The organism is Polaromonas sp. P1_G2, assembly GCF_056405515.1.
Map to the genome: position 1 here is coordinate 1 of NZ_JBFUBY010001662.1, position 370 is coordinate 370.

The following is a 370-nucleotide window of genomic DNA, read 5'->3' on the forward strand; positions in this document are numbered from 1 at the left end:
GCCTTGCGCAGCCGCTGCGGCGCCAGCGCCCAGACTTCCTTGCCGCTGCTCACTGGCAGCGGCATGCAGCGGACGATGTCCGGATCAACTGCGGACAGCATATCGGGGCAGGGCGAGACGCCCAGCCCGGCCCGCATGTTGGAATAGATGGTCATCAGGCTGTTGTGGCGGAAAGCGAACCTTTCCTTTGGCACATGCGATCTGAGCCACTCGCTGACCGGGCCTTCGAAGCGGCCCTCGATCACTGTGATCACCGGATGGTGATGCAGCTCGTCGAGCGTACGCGGAATTCCATTGCGCTCAGCGTAGGCTCTGCTGCAGCAAATACTCCATTCGTCGCCGGCAATCCGGCGGCCGAACAGCGACGGTT

Annotated in this window: 1 protein-coding gene; it reads right to left on the minus strand. The window is 63.2% G+C overall.

Annotation, left to right across the window (positions count from 1 at the left end; genetic code table 11):
- Positions 1 to 370 (minus strand): LysR substrate-binding domain-containing protein (locus tag AC1D0P_RS32025; protein ID WP_477680404.1); only part of this gene is annotated, 370 nt, incomplete at both ends.